The organism is Rugamonas violacea (assembly GCF_016461825.1).
Taxonomy (GTDB): Bacteria; Pseudomonadota; Gammaproteobacteria; order Burkholderiales; family Burkholderiaceae_D; genus Rugamonas.
On sequence record NZ_JAEMNU010000105.1, the window covers coordinates 25,689 to 44,209 of the forward strand.

15 protein-coding genes are annotated in these 18,521 nt (G+C 64.4%); 7 read left to right on the forward strand and 8 right to left on the reverse strand.

Features of this window, described 5'->3' with window-relative positions; all coding sequences use genetic code 11:
* Nucleotides 1-7: 7 nt before the first annotated feature.
* From H7U20_RS19445 to H7U20_RS19470, 6 genes are all read right to left on the reverse strand, one after another.
* The gene (locus H7U20_RS19445; RefSeq protein ID WP_199760802.1) at nt 8-259 is read right to left on the reverse strand and encodes an acyl carrier protein; all 252 of its coding nucleotides are present in this window, start codon (nt 257-259) and stop codon (nt 8-10) included.
* A gap of 84 nt (nt 260-343) precedes the next feature.
* On the reverse strand, nt 344-2,008 hold the full coding sequence (locus tag H7U20_RS19450; RefSeq protein WP_199760803.1) for a fatty acyl-AMP ligase: 1,665 nt from the start codon (nt 2,006-2,008) through the stop codon (nt 344-346).
* Between the two features lie 78 nt (nt 2,009-2,086).
* Complete coding sequence (locus tag H7U20_RS19455; protein WP_199760804.1) at nt 2,087-2,512, reverse strand: ParB N-terminal domain-containing protein; 426 nt, start codon at nt 2,510-2,512, stop codon at nt 2,087-2,089.
* Between the two features lie 122 nt (nt 2,513-2,634).
* Nucleotides 2,635-5,049: an ABC transporter permease gene (locus H7U20_RS19460; protein ID WP_199760805.1), complete on the reverse strand. Its 2,415-nt coding sequence runs from the start codon at nt 5,047-5,049 to the stop codon at nt 2,635-2,637.
* A gap of 35 nt (nt 5,050-5,084) precedes the next feature.
* Entirely contained in the window at nt 5,085-5,765 is a 681-nt protein-coding gene (locus H7U20_RS19465) for an ABC transporter ATP-binding protein (RefSeq protein ID WP_199760806.1), read from the reverse strand.
* Nucleotides 5,766-5,793: 28 nt separating this feature from the next.
* The gene (locus H7U20_RS19470) at nt 5,794-7,074 is read right to left on the reverse strand and encodes an efflux RND transporter periplasmic adaptor subunit (RefSeq protein WP_233410913.1); all 1,281 of its coding nucleotides are present in this window, start codon (nt 7,072-7,074) and stop codon (nt 5,794-5,796) included.
* Nucleotides 7,075-7,712: 638 nt separating this feature from the next.
* On the opposite strand from H7U20_RS19470, the gene sbnA reads away from it, so the two are divergent.
* From sbnA to H7U20_RS19490, 4 genes are read left to right on the forward strand one after another with little or no spacing between them, the layout of a single operon-like run.
* On the forward strand, nt 7,713-8,696 hold the full coding sequence (gene sbnA, locus H7U20_RS19475; RefSeq protein ID WP_233410914.1) for a 2,3-diaminopropionate biosynthesis protein SbnA: 984 nt from the start codon (nt 7,713-7,715) through the stop codon (nt 8,694-8,696).
* A 27-nt stretch (nt 8,697-8,723) separates the two neighbouring features.
* Nucleotides 8,724-9,734 carry a 2,3-diaminopropionate biosynthesis protein SbnB gene (gene sbnB / locus H7U20_RS19480; protein ID WP_199760807.1) on the forward strand — a complete coding sequence of 337 codons (1,011 nt, stop codon included), beginning with the start codon at nt 8,724-8,726 and terminating at the stop codon, nt 9,732-9,734.
* Nucleotides 9,731-10,687, forward strand: coding sequence for a TauD/TfdA family dioxygenase (locus H7U20_RS19485; protein WP_370593195.1), 957 nt, complete (start codon nt 9,731-9,733; stop codon nt 10,685-10,687). Before sbnB ends, H7U20_RS19485 begins: the two co-directional genes overlap by 4 nt.
* A gap of 30 nt (nt 10,688-10,717) precedes the next feature.
* Nucleotides 10,718-12,328: an MBL fold metallo-hydrolase gene (locus tag H7U20_RS19490; protein ID WP_199760808.1), complete on the forward strand. Its 1,611-nt coding sequence runs from the start codon at nt 10,718-10,720 to the stop codon at nt 12,326-12,328.
* Between the two features lie 130 nt (nt 12,329-12,458).
* Here the strand turns inward: H7U20_RS19490 and H7U20_RS19495 are convergent, their stop codons facing one another.
* Nucleotides 12,459-14,804 carry a M28 family peptidase gene (locus H7U20_RS19495; protein ID WP_199760809.1) on the reverse strand — a complete coding sequence of 782 codons (2,346 nt, stop codon included), beginning with the start codon at nt 14,802-14,804 and terminating at the stop codon, nt 12,459-12,461.
* 75 nt (nt 14,805-14,879) lie between these two features.
* The gene (locus H7U20_RS19500) at nt 14,880-15,050 is read right to left on the reverse strand and encodes a hypothetical protein (RefSeq protein WP_199760810.1); all 171 of its coding nucleotides are present in this window, start codon (nt 15,048-15,050) and stop codon (nt 14,880-14,882) included.
* A 34-nt stretch (nt 15,051-15,084) separates the two neighbouring features.
* On the opposite strand from H7U20_RS19500, the gene gmk reads away from it, so the two are divergent.
* From gmk to H7U20_RS19515, 3 genes are all read left to right on the forward strand, one after another.
* A complete protein-coding gene (gene gmk / locus H7U20_RS19505) occupies nt 15,085-15,723 on the forward strand; it encodes a guanylate kinase (RefSeq protein ID WP_199760811.1) in 639 nt (212 codons plus the stop codon).
* A 25-nt stretch (nt 15,724-15,748) separates the two neighbouring features.
* Entirely contained in the window at nt 15,749-15,952 is a 204-nt protein-coding gene (rpoZ, locus tag H7U20_RS19510; protein WP_091874733.1) for a DNA-directed RNA polymerase subunit omega, read from the forward strand.
* A 108-nt stretch (nt 15,953-16,060) separates the two neighbouring features.
* Nucleotides 16,061-18,364, forward strand: a complete 2,304-nt coding sequence (locus tag H7U20_RS19515) for a RelA/SpoT family protein (protein WP_233410915.1) — start codon at nt 16,061-16,063, stop codon at nt 18,362-18,364.
* Nucleotides 18,365-18,521 lie beyond the last annotated feature (157 nt).

Genomic DNA, 18,521 nt, shown 5'->3' on the forward strand with positions numbered 1-18,521 from the left:
TTCGATATCAGACGGATGGGACGGCGGCCGAGGTGGCGGCGCGCTGTTCGAGAAAGCCGGCCAGCTGCCGGATCGTGGGATAGTCGAACAACCATTCCAGTTCGACAGGGCTGCCGGTCAGGTCCTCGATTTTTCTGGCAAAGCGCAAGCCGAGCAGGGAGTCGACGCCCTGCTCGCTGAGGTTGACTGTCACGCTCAACTGTTGCGGATCGACTTCAATCAATTGCGCCAGCACATCCCGTAAACCTTGCTCCAACATTGACATCGCCGCTCCTTGAATTTGCTTGGCAAATGGCGCGGGCGCTGGGCGCCCGGCTCTCGATTGAATGGAAAAGTGCCGCCCTCAGGCCGCTTGCGCGAGGCGCGCCAGCGATCCGCTCAGATAATCGCTGCGGCATTGCGAGCGCATGACCTTGCCGCTCGAGGTGCGCGGCAAGGCGCCCGGCTTGATGAAGACGATGTCGTCGAGCACCAGTCCGTGCGCCTCGCGCACCGCCTTGCGCACCGCCGCGCAGATCTGGCTCCACTCCGGCTGGCGGCGCAGCCATTCGCGCTCGAGTTCGCATACCAGCACCAGCGCCTCGCCGTCCTTGCCGCTGACGGAAAAGGCGGCGCCGCCGGACTCGCGCAGGGCGGCGTGGCTGCGCTCGGCCTCTTCCTCGATGTCTTGCGGCGCATACTTTTTGCCGTAGGCGATAATCAAATCCTTCAGGCGGCCGGTCACATGCAGCTCGCCGTCCTTGAGGTAACCAAGGTCGCCGGTGCGCAGGTAGGCGCCCTGTTCCTGGCCCGCAAGCGCGGCCTGGAAGCGCTCGCCCGTCAGCTCGGCGCGGCGCCAATAACCCTGCGCCACGCTGCGCCCGCTGACCCAAATCTCGCCGACCGCCAGTTCCGGCAAGGCGGTGGCGCTGTCGGGGTCGACGATCTTCACCGTGGTGTCGCCGAAGCTCACGCCGCAGGAGACCACGTCGCTGCCCAGCGCGGTGCAGACGCTGGGCAGGACATCGGGTTTCTTGCCCGTGATGAAAAGCGTCGACTCGGCCATGCCGTAGCAAGGATAGAAGGCGCGGGCCGAGAAGCCGTGGGCGGCAAAGCGCTCGCTGAAGTGGGCGAAGGTGGCGGCGCGGATCGGTTCGGCGCCGCAAAACGCCGTCCGCCAGGCCGACAGGTCCACGCCTTCGATCTGGCCCGCCTCGATACTGCGCGCCGCCAGGCTGTACATGAAATTGGGACCGCCGCTGGTGGTGATGCGAAAGCGCGACATGAGCTGCAGCCAGCGCTCCGGGTACTGGACGAATTCCGCCGGCGTCATCCAGTGGCCGATGCATCCGGCGTACATCGGTTGCAGGAGGCCGCCAACCAGGCCCATGTCGTGGAACATGGGCAGGGCCGTCAACACCGAGGAGGCGGACGTGATCTGCATGGCCTCCTGGATCAGCGCCGAATTGTGCATCAGATTGTCGTGGCTGACGACGACACCCTTGGGGTCGCCCGTCGAGCCCGAGGTGTATTGGAGAAACGCCACGCTGGCCCCGTTCAGCGCCGGCGCGACGAAGCGCGCCGCCGCCTCGGCCGTGGCGGCGGCCGAATCGTCGAGGCGGTCGCGCACATCGTAACGGCCGATCGGCAGGCCGTCGACCTCGAGCGCGCAGCTCTGCATCTCGTCCGCATCGAACACCACCGCGCCGACTTGGGCGTCGTGGGCCAGCAGCTGCAAACGGGCGGCGAATGCCTGCCGCCGCGGCAAGGCGGTGGGCACCGCGATCATTCCGGCCAGCAGGCTGGCGAAGAAGGCGACGGTGAAATTTTTCTGCGACTTGCAAACGATCAGCAGGCGCGTATGCGCGGCATGCGCTTGCTGGAAGCGCAGCGCCAAGGCCGCCGCTTGCCGCCACAATTGGCCGTAGCTCAGGCTGTCGCAATTGAAATCGGCGCCCTGGAAGAAGCGGTAGGCGGTCGCGTCGGGCGCCGCCGTGGCGCGCTGCCGCAGGATGTCACATAGGTTCATCAAGTTCCACTCTCACGTCGATAACATCCCAAGGTGGCGTCCGACGGACGCTGCCCGCGCCGCCGGCCGGCCGGTATTTCAGGCGAATCGCTGCGCGGCAAGCGTCAGCTCGGCCAAGCCGATCTCGGTGCGCGGCAACGCCGGCGTAAAAATGTGCCGCGTCGTCTTGTACGGAAATACCTGCTGCGCCATTACCACGCGAAAGATGTCGTCGATCGCGAACAGCTCGTCGCGCTCCCACTCGTAGACCTTGACGCGCGGATCGGCATAGTCGAGCAGCACGCAGGGAATATGGCTCAAGCCGAGTCGTACCGCAGCATGCCAGCGATGATTCCCATCCATGATGATCCCGCTCACGCGCTCGACCGAAATGGGCGCGATCCAATTGTCGGCCGCCGCGATTTTCTGCGCCAGCGCGGCCACATCCTCGCCGATCACCTCCTCGGAAACCCGGCAAAAAGACAGCTCCTTCAGATGGACGTCGTAAGGCTCCGATCCGTTCATCCTTCCCTCCCCTCTCGTGACATCGTGCGCCGGCAGGTGCGATTCTTACGAATCATTAAATTGCATTTATGACAACAAAACAAGGACATCCCGGCGCCGCACCGCGGCGGCGGGCGGGCGACTCAGGCCACGCGCAAGAGACTGGCCGGCGACATGCGCATCGCGCTCAGCAGATGACGCGCGGTGGCGATCACGGTCACCAGGCAGGCGCCAAGCAATGTCGCCAGCACGGCCCAGACGCCGATCGGCGCCTGGGCGGCGAATTGCTCGACGAAGATGCGGCCGACCACGAAGGCCAGCGGAATACCGAGCACGGCCGCCACGCCAAGCAGGATCATGAATTCGCGCATCAGCAGGCGGGCGATGTCCATGGGGCTGGCGCCAAACAATTTGCGCATGACAATTTCGCGCGAACGGCGCTGGACGGCGTAGGCGGACAAGGCATAGATACTCAGGATCGCCAAGGGAACGATGATGACGGCGACGATGATGCAGGTCTGGAAAATCTCCTTCGGCCCGCCGGCGTTCTCCTCGAGCTGGCTGCGCAGATTGTGCAGGTTCAGGTATTGGTTCGGGAAGTGCGCGCGCCAAACCGCCTCGACCGCGCCGCGCGCCGCCACCAGGTCGTTGCCGCCGTTGACGGTCAGTTCCGGCGGCGCCGCGACGATGTCGTACACGGCGCTCGACGGCGGCCCCATCATGAAGCCGCGCCCGACGTCCTTGCTGATGCCGACGATGCGCTTGGACTTGCCGCCGATGTCGAGCAACTGCCCCACCGCCGCCTGCGCGCTGGCATAACCCAGCCGGCGGGCGGCCTTGGCGTTGACGACGACGGTGTCCGAGTTCTCGCGCGCGTCGACGGCCGGGTCGAACACCCGTCCCACGGCCGCGCCCAGGCCGACCGTGGCGAAGTACTCGGGGCTGACGCGCCAGGTGTTGAGGATCACCGACTCGCCGCCCAGGGTCTTGAAGGCGATCTCATCGGGCATGGGCGAACTGCCGCTCACGCCCTTGATTTCCTTGGCCCGCGCCAAGGCGTCGCGCAGGCTGCGCACCTCGCCCGGCGTCAGCGTATCGGGCAAAGCGATGGTCAACAAGGAATCGATTTGGTAGCCATAGTCGATGTGCTTGAGGTATTGGATCTGCCAACCGATTGTGATGATCATGCCGGTGACGAACATGGCGATGGCGAACTGCACCACCGTGAGCACCCGGCGCAGCCACAAGCCGCCCGCCGTCTCGTTGTTGCCGCGTCCGCCCAAGGCGTCGACGGCGCGCATTTTCAGGGCGGTCCAGGCCGGATACAGGCCGGCCGCCGCGCCCACCAGCAAGGCCATGACGCACGCCACCAGGACGAAGGCGAGGTAGTCGGACAGGTCGAGAATGGCGCGGATGTCGCGCTCGATCATGTCCGACAAGGCCGGCAGCAGCAGCCAGGCGAGCGCGGCGCCGAGCGCGGCGGCGAGCACGGCGACGAGCACCGACTCGGCCAGCATCTGGCCGACCAGGCGGCCGTTGCGCACGCCCAGCACTTTGCGCACCGCGATCTCGCGCTGGCGGCGGATGGTGCGGATGGTCGCCAGATTGACGTAATTGCCGGCCGTCAGCAACAGGATCAGGAACGTCACGGCGGCCATGGCCAGGTTGACGATCGGGTCGCCCTTGCCGCCCCGGCTGATCCGCGTATCGCTATCGAGATAGGCATCCTGCAAGGGCCCGAGGGCAACGTCGAGCACCTTCTTTTGGCCGACTTCGGCCAGTTCCTTGCCGCCCAGGTGGCCGCGCAAGGCCGAACGCTCGATGTCGCCGCTGATTCTTTGCGCCAGCTCGGCGGGATTGACGCCGGGCGCCAGGCGCGCGTAGACCGAGCTGATGATGGCATCCTTGGCCACGCCCGAGTAGTAGTTCCAGCTGTCGTTGGCGCGCTGGCGGGCCGCTTCGGGCCAGGCCGCCGAATTGAAGCCGGCCAGCGCGTGCACCTTGAAGGAACTGGTTTCGGCCGACTTGGGGAGCAGCGCGACGACCTGGAAGGTCTGCCCGTTGATCGCGACCCGCTCGCCGACGACGTGGGTATTGCCGAACAACTTGCGCGCCGTGTCGACCGCCAGCGCGATCGCATCGGGACGGCTCAAGGCGGCCGCCAAGTCGCCCTCCAAGGCGCTCACCCCGAACACCTTGACAAACGCCGGATCGCTCAGCGTGAGCTCGACCGCCGAAGTCACGTCGCCCACCCGCATCGAGGTCGGATACGGCAGGACGGCGGCGACCGCCACCGACGGCGCGCCGGCCAGCGACCGCCCCATCGCCAGCGGCACGTTCTCGCTCCAGAACGCCATGCCCCAGTTGGCGCGCGCCTTCACCACATACACGTCGGAAATTGCCGGCACTTGCGCATCGACGCTGGTTTGCACCTTGAGAAAACTCAAGGCCAGAAAGCACACGGCAAAACCGATCGTCAGGCCCACCATCATGATGGCCGAATAGCCCGGCTGTTGCGTCAGCAAACGCCAGCCCATGCGAAAGTCTCTTAGTTTCATCTAATTTCCCTTGTCCGCTAGTACGATGACGATGACTACGCCGCCACCATGGCGTCTTGCTGGATGCGGCCGTCGAGCAGGTGCACCACCCGCTTGGCCTGCGCGGCGTGCTCGCGCGAGTGGGTCACCATGATCACGGTGGTCCCCTCGTTGTTGATGGTCCGCAAAATATTCATCACCTCGTCGCCGTGCGCGCTGTCCAGGTTGCCGGTCGGTTCATCGGCCAGCAACATGGCCGGCTTGCCGACCAGGGCGCGGGCGATGGCCACGCGCTGCTGTTGCCCGCCCGACAACTGGGAGGGCCGGTGGCCGGCCCGGTGCGCAATGCCGAGCTTGTCGAGCATGGCCTCGACCTGCGGCCGCCGCTCCTTGGCGGGGACGTCGCTGTACTCCAAGGCCAGTTCCACGTTTTCGAACACGCTCAATTCTTCGATCAGGTTAAAGCTCTGGAAAATGAACCCGATGCGGCCACGGCGCAATTCGTTGAGCTTCATTTCGCTCCAATTGCTGATGTCCTGGTTGTCGAACCAGCGCTGACCGGCATTCGGCTGCTCGAGCAGGCCCAGCACGCTCAACAAGGTCGACTTGCCGCAGCCCGAGGGGCCGGTGATGGCCACGTACTCGCCGCTGCGGACTTGAAAATCGATACGATCAAGGGCCGTCGTCTGGATGTCGCCGGTCTGGTGGACTTTACTTACATTCACGAGCTTGAGCATAAATTTCCTTGAGGGTGGAATCGTTGCACTACTTTTTGATTTGCACGCGGGTCGCGTTACCGAAGGTGGCATAACTCGACACGATCACTTTTTCGCCGGCATTCAGTCCCGCCAGCACTTCGATCTGGCGATTGTTGCGGCGGCCCGTCTTGAGCATGCGCTTTTCGGCGTCGACGCCGTTGGCCGCCACCACGAAGACCCAGGCGCCGCCGCTGTCGCCGATGAACGGCGCGTTCGGCAGCAGCAAGGCCGGCCGCGGCTCGCCCAGCGTGAGCTGGGCGTCGAGGCTTTGGCCGGGATTCAAGGTCGCCGCCTGTTCGCCGGAAAACACCAGTTCGACCGAAAAACGGCCTTCCTTAATTTGCGGATAGACGCGGCTCACTTCGATCGGGTAATCCTTGCCGTCCTGGCGCACCAGGCCGTGGCGCCCCACCGCGATCCGGCTCAGGTAAAACTCGTCGACCTGGGCGGCCAGCTTGAATTTGGCGGGGTCGTCGATGCGGCCGGTGTGCTGGTCGGTCTTGACGGTCTCGCCGACCTGCAGGTTGAAGTCGGTCAAACGCCCCGCCACCGGCGCCCGCACCACCAGCGCGTCGACGGTGGCGTTGACCAGCTTCAGGCCGCGCTCGATGTTCTTGATCGCCCCTTCCATCTGCGCCACCGCATGTTTCTTGACGCCGGCTTCGACGCTGCCGCGCTGCACCTCCGAGGCGAGCGAATGTTTCAACTGCGCCACGGTGTCGGCCGACTCGGTCAGCGCGGCCGAGGACAGGAAGCCTTGTTGCGCCAAGCTGACATTGCGCGCATGTTTTTTTTGCGCCTGGTCGAGGTTGAATTGGATGTCGGACAGGCGGCGCTCGGTTTCGGTGTTGCCCGATTCAAAGGAGACGCGCAGATTCAAGAGGTTGGACACTTGTTGCGTGTGCTCGGACTGGCGCTGCAACAATTCCAGGTGGCGCCCCGAGTTCGAAATACGGAACAGCACGTCGCCCTGCTTGACGATGGCGCCGTCGCGCACAAACACTTCCTCGACGCGGCCCGACTCGACCGAGTCGAGTATCACCGACTGCAAGGCCTCGGCTTTCGCGCGCACCACCAGGTCGTCATAAAAAATACCGCTCTCGACGGCGCTCACGCGCACGTCGGCGGCCGGCACTTGAAAGCCGCGCGGCACCATTTTCCACAAACCGAAGGCGGCCAGCGCGAGCAACACGCCGGCGGCGCCGGCGAGCAGGCGTTTTTTGCCGCGGCGGCGGGGAACCACGGTATCCATGGCGGCGCCAGTGGTGGCCAGATGAGGGAGCTTCATATGCGCTGCGCCATTCCTATTGGTCAAAGTTAAAACCGGCAACGCCGCGCCGCGCAGGCGCGGCCCTGGTACACCGGTGAAAAACAAGCCAAACGCAACGGCCCACCTCGGCCTGGTCGCGCTCCCCACCCATCCACATCGAAGGAAAAATCAATATAAAAAAAATATTAAATTTTTGCCACATGATGTTTTGTTGACATTTTTTTTATCTTACAATAGCATTAGCTGCTAGGCAATAGTAGTGATGTTAAAATATTTTTTTACAACATAATAGGCACATAAAAATGCGCTTTTTATGTGCCGGCGCAGGATGCCAGCCGATGGCATGGTCATGCTGACGGCAGGCCGAGACAGCGTTTTCGCAAGTCACCGCGACGCACTTTACGTCGAAGTAAGGGGGTTAATAATATGACACGCATGGTCCAGCTTTGTTCAACGCCGGCGCAGCCCCCCGCCCCTTCGCCGGCGAGCGCCGGCGCTTGCCGGCCGCCGCCAATTCCAGTCAGCAACACCGAACCAGGCGTTTTACCCGACGCCCGTTGTCGCCCCGCCACGTTCAGCAAGCCACACTGAACCGCCTGCGATCCAGCGCGGTCTACCACAACTGAAGTGCATACCGCACTCGAAGGAGAAACACCTTGCATGCCATATCGGACCTGGTCAACGATCACAATTTCGTTCAGCTCAAAGGAATCGGCCTCAAGCAGTTGCACTTGAAGATAGAGGCGCTCAATCCGGCCGGATCGATCAAGATGAAAACGGCGCTGGGGATGATTCACGATCTGGAAACGCGCGGCAAGATCCGGCCGGGCAGCCACTTGATCGAATCGTCTTCGGGCAGCCTGGGCGTGGCGCTGAGCATCGTGTGCGCCGAGCGCGGCTACTGTTTCACCTGCGTGATCGACCCCAACAGCTCGCAGCAAAGCATCAAGATGATGCAGGCGCTGGGCGCCCAGGTCGTGCTGGTCGACCGGCGCGACGAGAACGGCGGCTTCCTCGGTTCGCGCATCGCCTACATCAAGGAGCTCATCGCGCGCGACGAGCGCATCCTGTGGCTGAATCAATACGCCAATCCGGAAAACCCGCGGGCCCATGCGCGCACCACCGCGCTGTCGATCTTCGAAAATTTCGACAAGGTCGACTACCTGTTCATCGGCGCCGGCACGACCGGCACCTTGATGGGCTGCGTGCAATTTTTTGGCACCCACAGCCCGGACACGAAAATCATCGCGGTCGACAGCGTCGGTTCGGTGACCTTCGGCTTCGCCGCCGGCACGCGGCACATTCCCGGCCTGGGCACCAGCCGCCGGCCGGAAATCTTTTCGCCGGTCGGCATCCACGAGCTGGCGATGGTCGCCGAAGCCGACAGCATCGCCATGTGCCGCTATCTGGCCCGCAGCAACGGCATCCTGGCCGGCGGCTCGACCGGCACCGTGCTGTCGGCCGTCGCCGCCTGGCGCGGCCGGATTCCCGACGACGCCACCGTGGTGGCGATCTCGCCCGACCTGGGCGAACGCTACCTCGACACGATCTACCACGATGCCTGGGTCATCGAGCGTTTCGGTTGCATTCCAACCCTGCCCGAGCATGTCACCTCATGCGACGCGGCGCTGGCCGAATAATCCCCCCACCTCACCAAAGCACACGCCATGTTCGAATTCGACGTCGTTTCCGGTACCCATATCAAGTCCATTCTTGAGCAAGACCCCGCCCGTTGCATCCGCAGCGTGGCGCGCGCCTACCTGGCCCACCACGATGGCCAGACGATCAACCCGGACAGCTATTTCCTGCGCTTTCCGCAGAATGAAAGAAACCGCATCATCGCCCTGCCGGCCTCGATCGATGGCGACAGCAATGTGTCCGGCATCAAGTGGATCGCCAGCTTCCCCGGCAATGTCGAGCAGGGCCTGCCGCGCGCCTCGGCCGTGCTGGTGCTCAACGACCAGGCCACGGGTTACCCCTTCGCCCTGCTCGAAGGCTCGCTGATCAGCTCGGCCCGCACCGCCGCCTCCGCCGTGCTGGGCGCGCTGTGGCTCAACGGCCAGCAACGCCACGTGGCCTCCATCAGTTTCATCGGCGCCGGCGTGATCGCCCGCAACATCCTGGCGATGTTCAGCGCCGACGGCTGGTCGTTCGAGCGGATCGCCATTCACGACACCGACGACGCCTCCGCCGCCGCGTTCGCGGCCTATGCCGGCGGCCGCGGCGGCGAGGCCAAGGTCGGCGTCGAAACCTCCCTGGCGCGCGCGCTCGAAGCCCATATCGTGGTGTTTGCCACCAATGCGGGCAGCCCCTACGTCAAGCCGCCGGCCCGCTTCGCGCCGGGCCAGGTCGTGTTGAATATTTCGCTGCGCGACATCGGCCCCGAACTGATCCTCGACGCGGTGAATATCTTCGACGACGTCGACCACTGCATGAAAGCCAACACCTCGCCCCACCTGGCCGAACAACTGAGCGGCAACCGCGATTTTGCCACCGGCACCATCGCCCAATTGCTACGCGAGGAAATCCAGCTCGACCGCGCCAAGCCGCTGATCTACTCGCCCTTCGGCATGGGCATGCTCGACCTGGCGCTGGGCAAGGAAATCTACGACCTGGCCAAGGCCGCCGGCCTGACCACCCCGGTGCCCAACTTCTTCGGCGAGCGGAGCCGCTGGTGAGCGCGGTGACTTGCGTTCCGCTGTTCGCGCAGACCGGGGACGGCCTGCTGATCACGCCGCAGGGCGATGCCGGCTTGCCCGCCCTGCACGCCTATTTGGCGGACCAGCAAACCCACCTGCATCGGCTCATGCTCGAACACGGCGCCATCTTGTTGCGCGGCTTCGAGGTGCGCGACGCGGCGGACTTCCATTCCAGCGTCAAGCAACTTGGCGCCCGCCCTTTCGAGTATGTGGGCGGCAATTCGCCGCGCACCCGGGTCGCGCCGGACGTGTATTCGTCCACCGATTACCCGGCCAGCGCCGCCATCTCGCTGCACAACGAAATGTCCTACCTGCCGCAGTGGCCGCGCCGCCTGTTCTTCTATAGCCAGCTGCCGGCCATGACGGGCGGCCAAACCTCGCTGGCCAATAGCCGCGCCGTGCTCAACGCCATGCCCGACAGTGTCGTGCAGAAGTTGCGCGACAAGGGGGTGCACTACATCCGCCATTTCCAGCCCGGCTTGCTGGTCGGGAAAAGCTGGCAAGCGACCTACCAAACCGAGGACCGCGACGAGCTCGAAAGCATCGTCCGCGCGCAAGGCTCCACCTGCACTTGGAAAGCCGACGGCGCCTTGCGCGTGAGCACCCGTTGCGACGCCTTCGCCAGCCATCCCGAGACGGGCGCGCAAGTGTGGTTTAACCAGGCCGAACAATGGCATCCCTCGGCCTTGCCGGACAAGCTGCGCAGCCTGTTTGCCGCCCGCGGCATGCTGGCCCACGAGTGCGAATTCGCTGACGGCGAGCCCATGGATGAGCAGATGCTGGCGCAGATGCGCCAGGTCATCAACGCCAGCAAGCTGCTGTTCGACTGGCAAAAGAACGATGTGCTGATGCTCGACAACTTGCTGATGATGCACGGCAGGGAAGCCTTCAGCGGCAGCCGCACGACGCTGGCCTATCTGTCGTCGACCTGATTTATCCCACACTGACCGAGGAGAAGTAACTTGTCCACCGTTTTAGATGCCGCCACGTCCGCCGCCGTGTACCTCAAGCCCGAAGTGAAGCTCGAACCGCTGGTGTGCCGCTGGTACGCCTGGTCCTACCTGATCGCGCCGGCGCAACTGGCCCTGCATATCACCTACCGCATACTGCCCCTGTTGCAATCGTTCGCCGCGAATCCCTCGGTGCACGTCTCGGCCAACAGCGATCCTTCCATGTACGGCGGCCCGTTTGTCGCCCTGCTCGATGCCGATGTGGAGCGGGTCAGGCAGTTGATCGAGCAAACCCAGTTGAACTGCGCCGAGCTGATCGAATTCGCCCAGCAATTGCGCGCCCTGGATGCGCAATTGCAAAGCCAGGCGACGGGCTTTTCGATGAACGAATACTATGCCCAACTGCCGGCGGCGCTGCAGGGCCTGGTCGAATTGTTGTACAACATCCACCACCATCCGAGCCTGCGCCTGTTCGAAGCGCTCATGTACGAAGCCGACCTGAGCGGCCCGACCCAGGAGATCATGTTGCAGGAGGTGGGCGAACAGCAGCGCCACTTCTTCATGAGCACGCCACGCCTGGACGTGCCGGGCAGCCTCTCGTTCAAGATGAAATTCTCCGACCGCCGCCTCGACGCGCTGGCCAGGATGCGCAGCACGGCCGCGCCGCTGGGCGAGATCGCCCGCCTGTTCGACGTCACGCCCGAGCAGATGCCGGTCTTCGCCAGCTTCTTCAGCCCGCGCGCGCCGGGCAGCAAGGGCCAGCAGGGCTACACCGGCCAGGGCGTGCGCATGCGCTATTTCGGCCACGCCTGCGTGCTGTTCCAGACCGACGATGTGGCGATCCTGTTCGATCCCTTCGTCAGTCTGGAAGACAAGGACGACCATCGATTGACGATGAACGACTTGCCCGAGGTGATAGATTACGTGGTCATCACCCATTCGCACCAGGACCATTTCAGCCCCGAAATGCTGATCCAGTTGCGCCACCGCGTCAAGCGCGTGGTGGTGCCCGCCAACAACAGCGGCAACATCACCGATCCATCGATGAAACTGGTGTTGAAGGAACTCGGCTTCGAGACGGTCGACGTGCTCGACGTGCTCGACCGCGTGGAACTGCCCGGCGGTCATCTGCTCAGTTTGCCGTTCACGGGCGAACACGCCGATCTCGACATCTACAGCAAACAAGCGCTGCTGCTCGAAATCAAGAACAAGAAATTCATGTTCCTGGTCGACTCCGACGGCCGCGACGCCGTCCTGTACGAGCGCATCATGCGCAAGATCGGCCCGGTGGATGTCTTGTTCATCGGCATGGAGTGCCAGGGCGCGCCGCTGAACTGGCTGTACGAGCCCCTGCTCGGCAAGCAAATCAATCGCCGCAACAACGAGTCGCGCCGCCTGTCCGGCGCCGACTCCGAACGGGCCTGGAATATCCAGTCGCGCATCAAGGCGCCGCAGGTGTTTGTCTACGCGATGGGGCAGGAACCGTGGATGCAATACATCATGGGACTGCAATACCAGCCGGACAGCATCCAGCTGACCGAGTCCGACAAGTTCATCGCGCAATGCCAGGCCAGCGGCACCCAGGCCGAACGGCTGTTCGGCTCGCGCGAGATCATCTTCTAAAGATTGTCTTCTAAAGCAACAAAGTGCGCCCATGGCGGGCGCGGCGGAGTAAAAGCAAACGGCCCGGCAATGCCCGGGCCGTTTGCTTTGCCGCCCGCGACCGCGCGGGTCCCGGGGCGCCTTGCCGCCTTTACCGCGCCGGCGTGCCGGCCAGCGCGGCCGCTCCCTGGCCGCCGGCCAGCTCCAGCGTCGGCTTGAACTGCATGATGCGCGTGAGCTGGGTCGTATCGCTGCGGCCCAGCGGTTCGACCATCATGGCCGCGGGGCGCGGCTGCACCGCGCTGGCCGGCAACTCGTAGCTGACGTCGCGGACGCGGACATTGAACGGCTGGCCCGGCTTGAGGTTCAAGCGCACCTGCAGCGCCTGGCTTGCCATGCCGTCCGCCTCCAGGCGCCAATGCGCCGTTTCGCCGCTGGTAAACGGCCGTCCCTGCACGGTGGAACTTTGCACCGCGATATTGTCCACAAACACCAGCAACTTGGGCGCGCGCCGTGCCGAGGCGATCTCCAGCGTGACGCTGCGCAGCGCGCCGTCGCTGCGGTCCTCGACCAGCGTCAGCACGGGAGCGGCCTGGTGCGAGGCCGGCGCCGGCTGCGCCCACAAGGGTGGCGCGCGCACGCCGAACACTTCCTTCACCACCGCCTGCTTCGGGCTGGCCGAAAAGAATTGCCGGTTCCAGCCATCCAGTTGTTCGCTGTCGGACAACCAGTACGCCGCGCCGGCGTCCGGGTTCTCCGCGTAAAACACCGAGCTTGGCTGTGGATGCGCCGGGTCGAAGCCGGAACTGAGGGCGCCGCCGAGCAGCAGGGCCAGGCTCGCCACCAAGGGCAGGAAGGGCAGGACGAAGCGCTGGCGCAAGGCCTGCAGCACGGGCGCAAGCATGCCAAGGAAGAGCATCAAGACCAGCACGCTAATGCCCAGCAGGCGCTGGGTCAGCGCGGTGTACAGCAGATGCATCAGAGGCGTAAAGATCAGCACGCCGGGCGCGGCGGCGGCCACCAGGACCAGCAGGCGCATGCCGGCCGACAGGGCCTGGCCGCGCGCCGAGAGTAGCCAGAGCAGCGCCAGCAAGACCGGCAGCGACGGCCAGAAGAACAGGAAGCTGGCGCCAGGCAGCGCCAGGCTGGTCGCGATCAGGACCAGGCTGGCCAGCAACAGCGCGCCCAGCGTCAGCTCCAGCGGCTTGAAGCGGCGCTCCAGGCGCCCCATGATGGCGGCGAACAAGCCGACGGCGAGCGCGGAAAACGCCGCCAGATACCATGTGCCGTTATAAGTATTGCCATGCGGCAGCAGCGCATAGCCGGGATGGATGATCGTCAGCAGCATCCATAGCGCCTGGCAAGCAGCGGCCACCACCGCGCAGCTCAGCAGCATGGCCAGCAGCGCCAGCCCGATACGCGCCGCGCCCACCTGCTGCACGCGCATCGCGCGCACCGTCACCCAGCCGAACAGCGCAAGCCACAACAGGCACAGCGGCAAGGCCAGCAACGCCGGATAGCTGACCACGCCGAACGCCGGCAGGTCGAAATAGATGCGGTTGTCGGCTTGTATATGGTTCAGGTCGCGATTGCCGAAATGGCGGGTCAGCGCCAGCATGATGTCGCCCAGGTGTTGCACACTGCCCTGGTCCAGCCGTTTAACAGTGTCGAGCTCGCTGTGATAGCTGTTGAAACCGTCGCCGGCCGCGAAATTCATGCCCGGCGTGCCATGTGCCTTGAAGACGCTCATGTCCGTATCGTTGGGCATCAGCCGGTACAACTCGTAGAGCAGCGAGCTGCCCAGCGGATGGGCGACCGCCTTCGACCATTCCTCGATCAGCTTGCCGTTGCCCGCGCTGGTTTCAAACATCCAGATGGGGCCGCTGTTGCCGCGGAATTCGAAATTGAGCACCATCCCGACCGGATTCGGCCGCGCCGCCTGTTCCATGAACAACTGGGCGCCCATGGAGCCGATTTCCTCGCCATCGCTGAGCAGCACGATCAAGTCGTTTTGCAGCGGACCTTGGGCCTTGAGCACCTGCAGCGTCTCCAGGATGGCCGAGACCGAGGCGGAGTCGTCAGCCGCGCCCGGACTCGATGGCGCGGTGTCGTAGTGGGCCACCAGCATCAATGCCTTGCCCGGCGCGCGGCCTGGAATGCGCAGTACGATATTGCTGACCTGGGCGGCGCGCTCGTGCTTCGCCGACACCACCGTTCCGCTCTGCACTTGCGCGACATAGCCGAGGGCCTTGATCTGTTCGAGCAGATAGGCACGCACCTGGGCATGCTCGGCGGTGCCCACCGCGTGCGGCGCACGGGCCAAGCGCTCGACATGGCGCATCGCGCGCGCGGAAGAAAACCCGGTCGCGCCGGCGCCGGATGGGGCCGGCACGCCGATGTGACGCAGTCCGACCGCCACCAGGGCCAGCAGTGCGGTGACTGCGAGCAACGCACTCCACCAGGAGGCCGACTTCCTTCCTACAGCTTGCTGCGACATATTCTTTCCTTATTTGCAAGAATGAACTGCCGAGGCTAGCATGTTGGCTTTTTAATTACCAACACTTTTTTGTCTTTAAGGCAAGCTTGCAACATCCGTCCCGGGGCCGGCGATGTCACGTAAAATGCCAGCCCCGATAGCACGCGCGCCGCTGCCTTGACGTCCCGCAAGATTGCCGTTGGCTTCAAAGCGTTGCTTTTGATAAAATACGCCTTTGGGCGACGCATGGCGGTATGATTCGAGCATAGCGCGCTGCCCGCCAACGTTTCGAAGGATTAACATGACCCAAGCCAACGCCTTCTCCGGCAGCCTGTTCATGGTGGTGGCGCCCTCCGGCGCCGGAAAATCGACCCTGGTCAACGCATTGCTGGCGCAGGAACCGGCCATCAAGCTGTCGATTTCCACCACCACCCGCCCGCCCCGCCCGGGCGAAACCCACGGCAAGGAGTACTACTTCACCAGCGCCGAGGACTTCGTCGCGCGCGCCGGCGCCGGTGAGTTCCTGGAATGGGCCGAGGTGCACGGCAACTACTATGGCACTTCGCGCATCATGGTCGAGCAGCAGATGAAGACCGGCACCGACATCCTGCTGGAGATCGATTGGCAGGGCGCCCGCCAGGTCAAGAAGCAATTCCCCCAGGCCGCCGGCATCTTCATTTTGCCGCCCTCGATCGCCGCGCTGGAGGAGCGTTTGAACAAGCGCGCCACCGACGAACCGCACGTGATCACGCGGCGCCTGCTGGCGGCCGGCGGCGAAATCGCCCACGCTCCGGAGTTCGAGTATGCTATCATCAACGAAGAATTTTCGGTCGCCCTGTCGGAGCTGAGCGCGATCGTCCGAGCGGCCCGTTGCCGGTTTGCGCAACAAGCGGCCCGCAACGCCTCTCTGTTCGCCCAGTTGGGCATCCACGCCGAATAAAAAACACCACGCTAGAGGAATCAAGATGGCCCGTATTACTATTGAAGATTGTCTGAAAACCATTCCTAACCGCTTCCAGCTGACCCTGGCCGCGACCTATCGCGCGCGCCAACTGCTGCAAGGCCACACCCCGAAGGTCGAAGCCAAGGACAAGCCGACCGTCGTCGCCCTGCGCGAAATCGCCGCCGGCAAGGTCGGCATTGAAATGTTGAAAAAGGTTCCAATGTAAGTTGGGAACCGGCGTTCCTTTGCAGTGAGCGTGGCGCGGTAGTTCAGGCACCAATTGTAAAAAATTTGACATTCGCACTGCGTCACACTGCGACGGACCGCACCCTGTATGAACCTGAATCCGGCCGACATTCCCACCAGCGGCAAGCCCGCCACGCGGGCCACCAGCCCGGCCAACGCGCCGGGTCCGGTCACGTCCGGCGCCAACGCCAACGGCGCCTCGGGCGCCGGCATCGTCTCGGCCTCGCCGCTGGCGACGCCGACCCTGACCGCCGGCGTCGCCTCGGTGAGCCACCTGAGCGAGAAGCTGGCCGAATACCTCAGCCCGGCCGACCTGAAGAAGGTCAAGGAAGCTTACCGCTTCTCTGACGAGATGCACCTGGGCCAGGTGCGCAAGTCCGGCGAACCCTACATCTCCCATCCGATCGCCGTCGCCGAAATCTGCGCCGACTGGAAGCTCGACGCCCAGGCCATCATGGCGGCCCTGCTGCACGACGTGATGGAGGACCAGGACGTCAAGAAGGACGAGCTGATCGAGCGCTTCGGCGCGCCCGTCGCCAGCCTGGTCGACGGCCTGTCCAAACTGGAGAAGATCGAGTTCCAGAGCCAGATCGAGGCGCAGGCGGAGAATTTCCGCAAGATGCTGCTGGCCATGGCCTCGGACGTGCGCGTCATCCTGATCAAGCTGGCCGACCGGCTGCACAATATGCGCACCCTCGAGGTGATGGCGCCGGCCAAGAAGGCCCGCATCGCCAGCGAGACGATGGAAGTGTACGTGCCGATCGCCCACCGCCTCGGCCTCAACAACATCTACCGCGAGCTGCAGGACCTGTCCTTCTCGCACCTGTATCCGCTGCGCTACCGCACGCTGGCCAAGGCGGTCAAGGCGGCGCGCGGCAACCGCCGCGAGGTGGTCAAGAAGATCCTCGAGTCGGTCAAGAGCACGCTGTCGATGGCCAACATCGAGGCCGAGGTGTACGGCCGCGAGAAGACGCTGTACGGCATCTACCGCAAGATGCGCGGCAAGCATTTGTCGTTCTCGCAGGTGCTCGACGTCTACGGTTTCCGCGTCGTGGTCGACAGCTTCCCCAACTGCTACGTCGCGCTGGGCACGCTGCACTCGCTGTACAAGCCGATGCCGGGCAAGTTCAAGGACTACATCGCGATCCGCAAGCTGAACGGCTACCAGTCGCTGCACACCACCCTGATCGGCCCCTACGGCACGCCGGTCGAGTTCCAGATCCGCACCCAGGAGATGCACCGCACCGCCGAATCGGGCGTCGCCGCGCATTGGCTGTACAAGAACGGCGAGTCCAACCTGACCGACCTGCAACAGCGCACCCACGCCTGGCTGCAATCGCTGCTCGACATCCAGCAGCAGACCGGCGACTCGGCCGAGTTCCTCGAACACGTCAAGGTCGACCTGTTCCCCGACTCGGTCTACGTGTTCACGCCGAAGTCGAAGATCATCGCCCTGCCGCGCGGCGCCACGCCGATCGACTTCGCCTATTCGATCCACACCGGCATCGGCGACCACACGGTGTCGGTCAACATCAACGGCGAGACCGCCTCGCTGCGCACCGAGCTGCGCAACGGCGACATCGTCGAGATCGTCACCGATTCGAACTCGCGGCCCAGCCCGACCTGGCTGTCGTTCGTGCGCACCGGCAAGGCGCGCTCGGCCATCCGCCACCACCTACGCACCATCAACCTGCCCGAGTCGATCGTGCTGGGCCAGCAGTTGCTGGCGCAGGCGCTGACCACGCTGGGGTTGAACCCGGTGATGGAGGAGCAACTGATCGAGCGCCTGCTCAACGAGTCCAGCGCCAAGTCGCTCGACGAGTTGTTCGCCGACATCGGCATCGGCAAGCGCATGGCGGCGCTGGTGGCGCGCCACATCTTCGGCCTGATCGGCGGCGAATCGGCCAGCGCGCCGATCGACCACAACAGCGCCGCCGAGCTCGACCCGGTGACCATCTGCGGCAGCGAGGGCGTCTCGGTGCAACTGGCGCAGTGCTGCCTGCCGATTCCCGGCGACCAGATCATCGGCCAGTTGCGCCGCGACCAGGGTTTGCAGGTGCACACCACCGACTGCACGCTGGCCAAGCGGCAAAAGGCCAAGGAGCCGGACCGCTGGATCGCCGTCAAATGGGGCACCGAGCTGAACCGCCGTTTCGACAGCCGCATCAAGCTGTTGATCAACAACGAAAAGGGCATCCTGGCCCGCGTCGCCGCCGAGATCGGCGAGTCCGACGCCAACATCACCTATGTTGGCATGGACGAGGACAAGGAACACGTGCTGCACCAGTTGCGCTTCACCATCCAGGTGAAGGACCGGGTGCACCTGGCCGGCCTGCTGCGCAATGTGCGCCGCGTCGTCGGCGTCAACCGCATCCTGCGCGAACGCAGCTAGGGCGCGGCTCCGGTTCGGCGGCAGTGTTTGCGGCTTGGGCTGGCAGGTTCGCCGACAAAACCCAAGGGCGCAAACCTGGGGTCGGACCCAGAGGGGTCCGACCCCGGCTCTTCGCCGCTGGGGTTTAGCCGCTCAGCCCACATTCTGCCTGCGGGCA

What these genes read in the sequence shown, in the direction of transcription:
- H7U20_RS19445 (WP_199760802.1), bottom strand. Translation starts at nt 259, where the DNA reads ATGTTGGAGCAAGGTTTACGGGATGTGCTGGCGCAATTGATTGAAGTC.
- H7U20_RS19450 (WP_199760803.1), bottom strand. Translation starts at nt 2,008, where the DNA reads ATGAACCTATGTGACATCCTGCGGCAGCGCGCCACGGCGGCGCCCGAC.
- H7U20_RS19455 (WP_199760804.1), bottom strand. Translation starts at nt 2,512, where the DNA reads ATGAACGGATCGGAGCCTTACGACGTCCATCTGAAGGAGCTGTCTTTT.
- H7U20_RS19460 (WP_199760805.1), bottom strand. Translation starts at nt 5,049, where the DNA reads ATGAAACTAAGAGACTTTCGCATGGGCTGGCGTTTGCTGACGCAACAG.
- H7U20_RS19465 (WP_199760806.1), bottom strand. Translation starts at nt 5,765, where the DNA reads ATGCTCAAGCTCGTGAATGTAAGTAAAGTCCACCAGACCGGCGACATC.
- H7U20_RS19470 (WP_233410913.1), bottom strand. Translation starts at nt 7,074, where the DNA reads ATGAAGCTCCCTCATCTGGCCACCACTGGCGCCGCCATGGATACCGTG.
- sbnB (WP_199760807.1), top strand. Translation starts at nt 8,724, where the DNA reads ATGTTCGAATTCGACGTCGTTTCCGGTACCCATATCAAGTCCATTCTT.
- H7U20_RS19495 (WP_199760809.1), bottom strand. Translation starts at nt 14,804, where the DNA reads ATGTCGCAGCAAGCTGTAGGAAGGAAGTCGGCCTCCTGGTGGAGTGCG.
- H7U20_RS19500 (WP_199760810.1), bottom strand. Translation starts at nt 15,050, where the DNA reads ATGCTCGAATCATACCGCCATGCGTCGCCCAAAGGCGTATTTTATCAA.
- gmk (WP_199760811.1), top strand. Translation starts at nt 15,085, where the DNA reads ATGACCCAAGCCAACGCCTTCTCCGGCAGCCTGTTCATGGTGGTGGCG.
- rpoZ (WP_091874733.1), top strand. Translation starts at nt 15,749, where the DNA reads ATGGCCCGTATTACTATTGAAGATTGTCTGAAAACCATTCCTAACCGC.
- H7U20_RS19515 (WP_233410915.1), top strand. Translation starts at nt 16,061, where the DNA reads ATGAACCTGAATCCGGCCGACATTCCCACCAGCGGCAAGCCCGCCACG.